Genomic DNA, 10,060 nt, shown 5'->3' with positions numbered 1-10,060 from the left:
ATGTATTTATAACCATAGAACAACCAAAACTAATCAGAAATATCCGAGTGTAAATCTTTAATTACCAGCATATTCTAAAATTTAACACTTTTCGGTTGCCATTTGTCGCTTCCCAAATTTCCACATATTTTTGAGACGTATTTCTGACGTGGAGAATTTGCGGGGCTTGTTTTTTGTCACACCGTGCAGACAGTTGACAAGGGTTTACAACCGTTTACGACAAGCGACAATAACCGCCCCGATATGCGGAAACAGTCACACTGTGTAGAAAAGCGACAATGGTTGACTTCCGTTCACATCCGTTTACCATTTCAGAGATATAGGATTGAAGAAATGAACCATTAAACGATAAAACGGTATGAAAGCAACCAGAAAATGCAGTTTTTGCGGCAAGTCCTTTGTAACCCGAAGCGGTATGCAAAGATATTGCAGTGAGGCTTGTCAGGCAGAAGCCAAACGAGCCAGAGTGATGCAGAAGAACAACCTCTTCAAAGTCGCCCAACCCTTGATGGAGATACAGCATCAGGAGTATCTCACCTTTTCCAAAGCAGCCATCCTCATGGGCTGTTCCCGACAGTACATTTACAAACTTGTAGCCATCGGCAAGCTGAAAGCCTCACGCATCAGCAACCGCATGGCATTCATCCGCAGAGCCGACATCGAGCAGATGTTGGAGGGCAATCCCTATCACCGCATCCTGCCCGGCAACACCTCCACACCAAGGAAATCATCTTCATCTTCCTTACCTGCCAAAAGAGAAAAAAGGGAAAAGGAAAGCGAAGAAGTGTTGGACTTCTATTCGGGCGAGGAGGTGATGTCCCTTTTTAAGGTAAAGCAGTCATGGCTTTACACTTCCGCCAAGCGTAACCATATCCCCATCTGCCGTATCGCAGGAAAGAACTATTACAGCAAGAAGCATATTGACGAGTTTTTCGGTGTGGCAGTTGATATTAGCGAAATTACCGACTGGCTACTGACCGAGGAGGTGGAGGAACTGTTCGGCATGAAGCCGACCGCACTCCGTGCCTACACCTATCGCCATAAGATACCCACTAAAAGAGAGTACGGGCGTACCTATTACTCCAAATCACATTTGAACGAACTCCGCAGAACTGACCTTGTGAACGATGAACGCTACTATACCGTTGAGCAGGTGCAGCAAATCTATGGTCTTTCGTCAGCCAACATCTGCCATATCGTCAAGGTGAAGCACATCGAAAAGATAAAGGTGGGTGTGAAAAACCTGCTTTTGCGCTCAGATGTGGAGCGTGTCATGGCTGAAAGGAACAAATAACCGTGAAAAATCGGGATTATCGAAAATTATTTCAAAATGATGTATCGTGGAGGTATTCACGGATATTTCACGTTGTTCCTTTGCCATCGGAAACATGGATACAACTCCAAAATGTATACAACCAATTAAAACATAATTATTATGAGTAAATGCAAAACAGTTACCTTGCGTAAGCGCAAGATTAAGAACGGGACACAGTATTCACTATGCCTTGACTACTATCCCGGCTACCGTGACAATGTCACCATGAGAGTGATTACACGTGAAGCCTTAGGAATTTACATCTTCGCCAAACCTGCAAACCAGCAGGAACGGGACTTCAACGCACGCATGATGAAGAAAGCGGTCATCCTGCGCAACCAGCGCTACGAAGCCATTTTCAATGAAAACAACGGCTTTTTTGACAAGACCAAGATGAAGGGCGATTTCCTTGCCTATTTCAAAGGACTGGCTGACCGCAAGAATATCAAGTGGCAGCACGTATACAAGCATTTCCAGCGGTTCGTGAACGGCAAATGCACCTTTGAGGAGGTGGATGTGGATTTGTGCCGCAAGTTCATGGAATACCTGCTTGATGCACCCCAATCCATCCACACCAACCAAAAGCTGCACATCAACTCCGCAGCAGGCTATTGGTCAACTTTCCGTGCCGTGCTGCACACCGCTTACCGTGACAGGAAGATAAAGGAGAACCCAAACGGCTTCTTAGACCGCATCGAGTGCATTCCCACCATCAGGGAGCATTTGAGCCAAGAGGAACTGATACGGCTTGCCGAAACACCCTGTGAGGAGGAGGTCTTGAAAAAAGCTTTTCTTTTCGCCTGTCTTACGGGACTGAGAAAGAGCGACATCAGACAGCTCACGTGGCAGCAGATACAACCATACACCAACGGCAGGATGTTCGTTACCACCCGTATGCAGAAAACCAAAGAAATAGTGCATAACCCCATCAGTGATGAAGCCTATGGACTGCTGGGAGAACGGGGCGAGGGACTTATCTTTGAGGATTTCAAGGACAAGATGCTGCAAGGACCACTCCAACGGTGGCTCACGGCAGCAGGGATAACCAAGAAAATCACCTTTCACTGTACCCGCCACAGCTTCGGAAGCCTGCACGTGGAAATGGGAACGGACATGGCTGTCATCCAAGCCTATCTCGGACATAAGAACATTACCACCACACAAATCTATTCCAAGATAGCAGCGCAGCAGATGTGTCAGGTGGTGGACAAGATAACCTTGAAGCGCAAGGAGGCATAAATGTCTCACATTGACAGGTATTCAGAGGGGCGGTTATGGCTACAAGGCTATAATCGCCCCTCTATGTTTTTGGCTTGATGCCACCATTTATAAGCCCCTCAGAGTATGAAACAGAGTATGATATGATGACATTTCGTGAAATACATTGAAAAAGACCGTTCTAACCGCAAATAACGGGCAGTAATTGGGAAAAATAGCATTAACTTTGCACAAAATAATACAGGAACATTCAATCTCTCAACGAAATATGGAATCATCAATCAAGGACAAATACATCATCTTGGGCTTTGTCGGCTTCGCCATCGTCCTAATATCTTCCATTGCCACGCTGGTAATAGCGGACAGCTTCAACCAAGACAACTTTGTCAGGTGGATAGTATTCGTATGCTGTAACCTGTTGGGATGGTTGCTCTATCTCTCCTTTCAGACACTTATCTTTGATACATACGAAATCTACAAAATCAAGTTCGGCAAGAAAGAAACGATTGCCGAAGCCATAGAGGTGCAGGAAGAACTGTCACAAAATACACTTGAAGAAGCCACATCTGTGCCTGGACCTACATCAGTCCCTGAGCCTGTACCCGAATCATCCCCGACAAAAGAAGAGACACTTATCCAAACACAACCGATAGAGCTTACTATCGCCCCGGATCTTCACGAAAAGAACCGTGCCAATTACGCAAGCAGAGAGCAACGGGAAAAGGAAGAGCGCATCCGCATGGTCATGGAGTATTGCCATTATTACCTGCCTCGCATTGCCGACCAAGAAACCGTGAACCACATCTGTACTGAGGTGGACAAATGGATGAATCTTAACACTTATACCCCGAAGCCCATACAAAGACCGTTTACCAAAGACATCAACAACATTCCACTCCGTCACTTCGTATGGAATATCTCTGAGCGTTTCCTGTACAAGAGATACTACAATGGGGATAACCGTGCCAAGTTCATCAAAGCCCTTTTCCCGAAATCGTTTGCTGATACAGACTTATCAACCATCAAGAATTTCAAGGTAGAGCCGTTAAAGACGGAAATTCCCATTGATGAACCCGAAAACGGCAAACTTGATTTCCACTATCCCGAGGATTATGTGCGGAATTAGGATAATCACGACACCAACGACAACCATCCGGTAACTCATAACCGCCTGTTTTACATCGTTTCCCGAGTAATTTTACCCGTCATTTATGGCTGGGCTTAATTATTCGGGAATTATTTTGCAATGACGTGTCGTGGAGATATTCACGGATATATCATTTCAGTCCTTTGCGCCAAGTCTTACAAAAGAGACGAGTACGCGAATGGAAAAATCAATTCTTACCTTCAACGACCTCCCCGAGGTTGTCGCTCAGCTTCGAGACGAAGTGATGAGCCTGAAAAGCCTGCTCGCCGAGCAGCGCAGTGTGAACAATGCCAAAACGGTGGACACCCACGTGCCCATGTCTGTGGACGAGGCAGCAGAGTATTTAGGTATCCCTAAGGGTACGCTCTACATGAAACTGTCAGAAGGGACAATCCCTGCCACCAAGCCCGGCAAACGCTATTGCCTTTACCGTGACGAACTGGACAAGTGGCTGGAAACCGCCCGAAAGAATCCCATACCGTTGTCAGACGAGGAACTGAACAAGTCCTTATCCTCTTCCCACCGTCGCAAGCCCAACCCACGTAACTGGTGAATGATATGGAAGAGGATAAGAACTATATCAACCTGATACGTGGCGACCTCACAAAAGCATCCCAAGCGCATAACGGTATGCCCGACAGTGTAGGCATGATGAATATCAAGACGGCAAACCAAACCATTCTTGAAGCATCGTTATTGCCTACGCCCCGTGCGCTGTGGGACAGCTTTTGGTACGAGGGGGAACTCTCCTGCTTGTTTGCCGATTCCAACGTGGGCAAGTCCATCCTTGCCGTGCAGATAGCCGACCGCATCGCCCGAACCGACAATGTGCTGTATCTGGACTTTGAACTGTCCGAAAAGCAGTTCCAGCTCCGCTATACCAACGAGCATGGAGAGCTCTACACCTTTCCCGACAAACTCTATCGGGTGTCTATTGACTGCAACCAGCTTTTGGATGCCAACTTTGAGGAAGCTATCATAGGCGGCATTGAACAGATGGCTGTGCAGACCGACTGCAAGATTTTCATCATTGACAATCTTACCTACCTGTGTTGCGCCATGGAGAAAGGCGATGCCGCAGGACGGCTGATGATTCAGCTGAACAATCTCAAAAAGAGATATGCGCTCTCTATCCTTGTCCTAGCACATACGCCCAAACGCTCTTTGGATTGTCCCATCACATCCAACGACCTTGCCGGAAGCAAACGGCTCTACAATTTCTTTGACAGCGTGTTCACCATTGGAAAAAGTGCCCAAGACGGAGGGCTTCGCTATGTGAAGCAGCTTAAAGTGCGCTATGGCACGTTCTCTCATGATGCGGATAATGTAATCGTTTACGAGATTGACAAGGTGGATGCTTTCTTGCAGTTCGTGTTCAGGGGCTATTCCACGGAAAAGGAACACTTGAAAAAATTGGGCGACAATGAATCAAGCCAAAGGGATTGCCAAATTCTGCAACTCTCCCAATCGGGCAAGTCCGTCAGGGAGATAGCCTCACAGGTGAATTGTGGCAAGTCCACCGTAAACCGTATCATCCAGCGCAGCAAAGAGAGTAAAAACGCAGGTGTCCCAAGTGTCCCACTGTCCCAACCCTTAGAGTGTGGGACAATGGGACAGGATGGGACAGCCGACAATCAACCATCAAAAACGGACTAAGCTATGGGCAATTATTCATTACAGAAGTATAAAGGAACGGCAACACGGCATACCTGCCCCAAATGCGGAGACAGGCATTCTTTCGTCTATTACGTGGACGAAAATAATGTGCCGTTGCATCCATCGGTCGGCAGATGTAACCACGAAAGCGGTTGTGGGTATCACTACACTCCGAAAGAGTATTTTCAAGAGCATCCTGAACACAGAACTACCAATGATTTCTCTTTTGACAGGCAAAGAGCAGAGCAGAAGAAAGTGAAGCAGCAAAGTAAGCCGACAGCCATCGGCTATATTCCCCCTCACTATGTGGAGAAGTCGCAAAGCGAGCGTAGCAATTTCTTCCGTTTCCTCTTCACACTCCTTACTTCCTACTATGGCGACAAGGCGAAAGAGGTGTTGAAGCGGTTGTTGGAGGAATACCGTTTGGGGGCTACCCGTGACGGCTCTGTTATCTTTTGGCAGATAGACAGGACGGGCAAGGTACGCACGGGAAAGGTGATGCAGTACAATCCCGAAGACGGACACCGTATCAAGGGAGGACAGACATCGGCAGTGAACTGGATACACAGCATATTGAAAAAGCAGCGTGTGTTGGCAGAGGATTGGCAACTATCCCAATGCCTTTTCGGGGAACACTTGTTGAAAACGCATCCCGACAAGGTGGTGGTCTTGGTGGAATCCGAGAAGAGTGCCGTTATCGGTTCTGCTATCTTCCCCGATTATGTATGGCTGGCTACGGGTGGTAAGAGTCAGATGAGAGAAGAGAAACTCCGTGTACTGTCAGGGCGAACCGTGCTTCTCTTTCCCGATGCCGATGCTTATGCCGAGTGGAAACAGCGAGCCGAGAGCATGTACTTTTGTAAGGTGGTGGTTTCGGACATCATCGAAAGGAATGCCACCCCGAAACAAAAAGAAGCCCATATCGACATAGCCGATTGGATTATCTTTCAGATACGGGAGGGCAAGGTGATGAGTACAGCCAACCACTTGGTCGAGGCTGAGAGAATCCTCCAGCGGATGATAGAGAAGAATCCCGTCCTGCAAAAACTGATAGACGATTTAGACCTTGTGCTGGTCGGTGCATCTCCAATCGGCAACGATGATGAAAAACCTCCCTGACGGAGGAGAGCGGAAGCCGTAGGCTGGAGTTTGCAGACAATGGCTTGCCATTGATATAGCCCACTATAACTACACGCTCCGCTTACGTAGTTGTGGGCTCTCCCGAGGGGATTAGGGTTTTACCCTAATGACCCACTCAGGGCGTTTCTCCCCTGAGAACCCAGAGCAAAGAGTGACCCTCTCTTTGCAATCTCCGCTTATGGGTTGCACCCCTAAGAACCCCATGCGTTTACGGACAGCGGAAAAGCAAACAATAAAGTACAAACCAAAAAACAAGTATCTATGGCAACAAAATCAAGCATACATATCAAGCCCTGCAACATCGCATCGAGCGAGGCTCACAACAGGAGGACTGCCGAATACATGCGCCACATCGGAGAGTCCAGAATCTATGTCGTTCCTGAACTATCCACCGATAACGAACAGTGGATAAATCCCGACTTCGGCAGTCCGGATTTGCGGATGCATTATGACAATATCAGACAGATGGTAAAGGAAAAGACCGGACGTGCCATGCAGGAAAAGGAGCGTGAACGCAAAGGCAAGAACGGTAAAATAGTCAAGATTGCGGGATGCTCCCCCATACGTGAAGGAGTGCTGCTTGTCAGGTCGGACACCACACTGGCAGACGTGCGTAAATTCGGTGAGGAGTGTCAAAGACGCTGGGGAATCACACCGCTGCAAATCTTCCTGCACAAGGATGAAGGGCATTGGCTGAACGGTCAGCCGGAAGCGGAAGACAGGGAAAGCTTCAAAGTCGGGGACAGATGGTTCAAGCCGAACTATCATGCCCATATCGTTTTCGACTGGATGAACCACGAAACAGGAAAGAGCCGAAAGCTCAATGACGATGACATGATGCAGATGCAGACCCTTGCATCCGACATCCTGCTGATGGAACGCGGGCAGTCAAAGGCTGTCACTGGTAAGGAGCATCTGGAACGGAACGACTTTATCATTGAGAAGCAGAAAGCTGAACTGCAACGCATGGATGCAGCCAAACGGCACAAAGAAGAACAGATAAATCTTGCCGAGCAGGAACTGAAACAGGTGAAATCAGAAATACGCACTGACAAGTTAAAGAAGACAGCCACCACGGCAGCGACAGCCATAACTAGTGGAGTTGCTTCTCTTTTCGGGAGTGGAAAACTGAAAGAACTGGAACGTGCCAACGAAAAACTGCAAGACGAGGTTTCAAAACGGAACACCAATATTGAAAAATTGCAGAGCCAAGTACAGCAGATGCAGAAACAGCATGATACGCAAATCCACAATCTCAGAGAAATGCACAGGCAGGAACTTGACATGAAAGAAAAAGAACTGTCACGGCTCGCCAGAATCATAGACAAGGCTTTCAGGTGGTTTCCGATGTTCAGGGAAATGCTGCGCATGGAAAAGTTTTGTGCCATGCTGGGATTCTCTAAAGAAATGACTGAAAGTCTTATAGTCAAAAAAGAAGCCCTGAAATGTAGCGGTAAAATCTATTCCGATCAACACAGGCGGAACTTTGATATAAAGGATGATATTTTAAGGGTGGAAAATGACCCTGACGATGAAAGCAGGCTGAACCTGACAATAAACAGGAAGCCGATTGCCGACTGGTTCAGGGAGCAATGGCACAGGCTTAGATATGGAGCAAGAGTGCCGCAACAGGAAGAAAGAAAAAGTAGAGGATTCAAATTATAATAGAAGCAATTTGATTAGTAATCTAAAAGCACTCCGATAACGATTAGAGTGCTTTTAGATTGTTTATCATTAATTATCAAAGCAAGTGCAGTTTAAGATTTTACTGAAGTTTGCATTAATAAAGAATATACTACAGCTGATATATGCGCAACATATTGTGACGCTTGTGATTCATTTCCCTTGAAATCCTTAACAAATACCGCTAAGGTATAACTGATATTATTAGGCAGACATATATAGGCAACATCATTGTGAGCTGCAAGAACACCATTTTCATTAACATTACCTGAACCTGTCTTATGCGCTATAACAACCCCTTCTTTATCAAGAAGTGGAGCTGCTATCCTATCTACACCTGTTTTGCATTCTTTTAACGTATTCTTAATGAAACTTTGTTTCTCATCATCGATAAGACCTTCAGTAAACAAACGATTCATCAACATTGCAGCACCAAGAGGAGATGTATAGTTAGAGTAAGCCTTGTTATGGTCAGCCGACATTTCCTCTTCCGTATAAGCTATCTGAAAACTTGAACGAGGAATGAGTGTGGCTATAAAACTATCTGTTTGAGCGACATTAACCATATCCTTAAACATAAGGTTGCTTGCATTGTTGTCACTCTGAGTAAGAGTATAACGCAGCAAATCTCTCACTGTCAATGATATGACTGGCCCTGAATAATCTTTCAGCATAGGACTCCAAGTCTTTGGGTCAAGTTTATCCCTATTTATATTTACTAAGGTATCAAGTGAAATTCCTTTATTGTCAAAGTCATTACAAAGAGCTAATGCCTGATGAACCTTAAACACACTCATCATAGGATAAACACTCTTATTATTGACCTTAACCGTATCTCTGTTATTAACAATAACCGCCACACCAATTTCGCCAGGACAAGCTGAGACAATTTGAGAAATGCTATCAGTCAAAACATTTGTTAAAGGAGGATTTGCGCTATCTTTTGTCGCTGATTTATGGAACAATGAAAATACCAAGATGAAAATGCAAACTAAAGCTATACTCAAAACTACGATTTGTTTTTTTCTGTTTTTTTCCATGTTTATATTATTTATATTTGTTTGACGAGAATATCTTTATTTGCCGACAAAGGTACATAACTTTACGGAAAAATATGTTTCTAAAATATATAAATAGACAGCTGTGGGGAAAATGTGGGGAAAAATTAGATAATTAAAAAGGCTAAATGACTGGAAATAATCACTTAGCCTTTTAATCCGTACCCAGACCCGTACTTCGTAATTGCTGCGCCCATCATTCAAGACTGTCAAATCGGGTCTTTCCTGTCAAGCCAATGATGCCTATGCGTATGCCAAACACATGGATTACGGATTTCTCGTTCCGTGAACAAACACTTTATCCGCAACTCTGCTATGTGGTGTATTGGCTTAACTCCATTTCTATGGGCAACACTTTTGTTGCAGATTTCAAGCAGCTTTTATCGAAATACCCATCAGTAAGAACTCGTTTATTAGGCTTTCCTCATAATTGGGAACAAGAGCCTTTGTGGAGATAAAATAATTGCCCTGTTTCTTAAAAAGCACTGGGGCAAACCAGCTCCGTCTTTAATTGTTTCCAATAAATGGATTGTTTCAAGCCCCTATAGAAAGAGAACAAAAATTCCTGTGTGAAAATTAATCTACGACAAGGAGCAAGCAAGGAGCAATATCAAACAAAAATCAATACCTTTGCAGTACATATGAGATAGACCAAAACAAAAGTGGAATATCGGAAACGAATAGCAAGGAAAAGAGAAGAAACGACCCAAGTTGATGTCCTTTTTGAGTTAATAATCAATAAAAGCGTTAAATCTTCACCTTTTAGAATGTGCAATTAAAAATAACAACCATATTTCTGACTTATTATCTATAAAATATTGAGTAATAATCGGTTGTAAATAC

General features: G+C 45.1%; 8 protein-coding genes. 7 read left to right on the top strand and 1 reads right to left on the bottom strand.

What is annotated here, in order from left to right; translation table 11 throughout:
• Positions 1 to 358 precede the first annotated feature (358 nt).
• The 7 genes from tnpA to RE317_RS20605 all read left to right on the top strand — a co-directional run bounded on the left by tnpA (position 359) and on the right by RE317_RS20605 (position 8,141).
• The gene (gene tnpA / locus RE317_RS20635) at positions 359 to 1,294 is read left to right on the top strand and encodes a transposon Tn4555 protein TnpA (protein ID WP_004292844.1); all 936 of its coding nucleotides are present in this window, start codon (positions 359 to 361) and stop codon (positions 1,292 to 1,294) included.
• Positions 1,295 to 1,435: 141 nt separating this feature from the next.
• A complete protein-coding gene (locus RE317_RS20630; protein WP_004338318.1) occupies positions 1,436 to 2,554 on the top strand; it encodes a site-specific integrase in 1,119 nt (372 codons plus the stop codon).
• 247 nt (positions 2,555 to 2,801) lie between these two features.
• A complete protein-coding gene (gene tnpC, locus RE317_RS20625; RefSeq protein ID WP_004339687.1) occupies positions 2,802 to 3,659 on the top strand; it encodes a transposon Tn4555 protein TnpC in 858 nt (285 codons plus the stop codon).
• A gap of 199 nt (positions 3,660 to 3,858) precedes the next feature.
• Complete coding sequence (locus tag RE317_RS20620; protein WP_004338328.1) at positions 3,859 to 4,233, top strand: excisionase family DNA-binding protein; 375 nt, start codon at positions 3,859 to 3,861, stop codon at positions 4,231 to 4,233.
• 5 nt (positions 4,234 to 4,238) lie between these two features.
• Entirely contained in the window at positions 4,239 to 5,336 is a 1,098-nt protein-coding gene (locus RE317_RS20615) for an AAA family ATPase (RefSeq protein WP_004348225.1), read from the top strand.
• 3 nt (positions 5,337 to 5,339) lie between these two features.
• Positions 5,340 to 6,455, top strand: coding sequence for a DUF6371 domain-containing protein (locus RE317_RS20610; protein WP_004292742.1), 1,116 nt, complete (start codon positions 5,340 to 5,342; stop codon positions 6,453 to 6,455).
• A gap of 282 nt (positions 6,456 to 6,737) precedes the next feature.
• A complete protein-coding gene (locus tag RE317_RS20605; RefSeq protein ID WP_303266287.1) occupies positions 6,738 to 8,141 on the top strand; it encodes a mobilization protein in 1,404 nt (467 codons plus the stop codon).
• Positions 8,142 to 8,233: 92 nt separating this feature from the next.
• On the opposite strand, the gene RE317_RS20600 is transcribed toward RE317_RS20605, so the two are convergent.
• On the bottom strand, positions 8,234 to 9,199 hold the full coding sequence (locus RE317_RS20600) for an extended-spectrum class A beta-lactamase CfxA4 (RefSeq protein ID WP_057280848.1): 966 nt from the start codon (positions 9,197 to 9,199) through the stop codon (positions 8,234 to 8,236).
• Positions 9,200 to 10,060 lie beyond the last annotated feature (861 nt).

This window comes from Phocaeicola sp. GP0067, assembly GCF_031119655.1.
Lineage (GTDB): Bacteria > Bacteroidota > Bacteroidia > Bacteroidales > Bacteroidaceae > Phocaeicola > Phocaeicola vulgatus.
The sequence above is the reverse complement of the archived record's forward strand: the minus strand, read 5'-3'. Positions and strand labels throughout refer to the sequence as shown.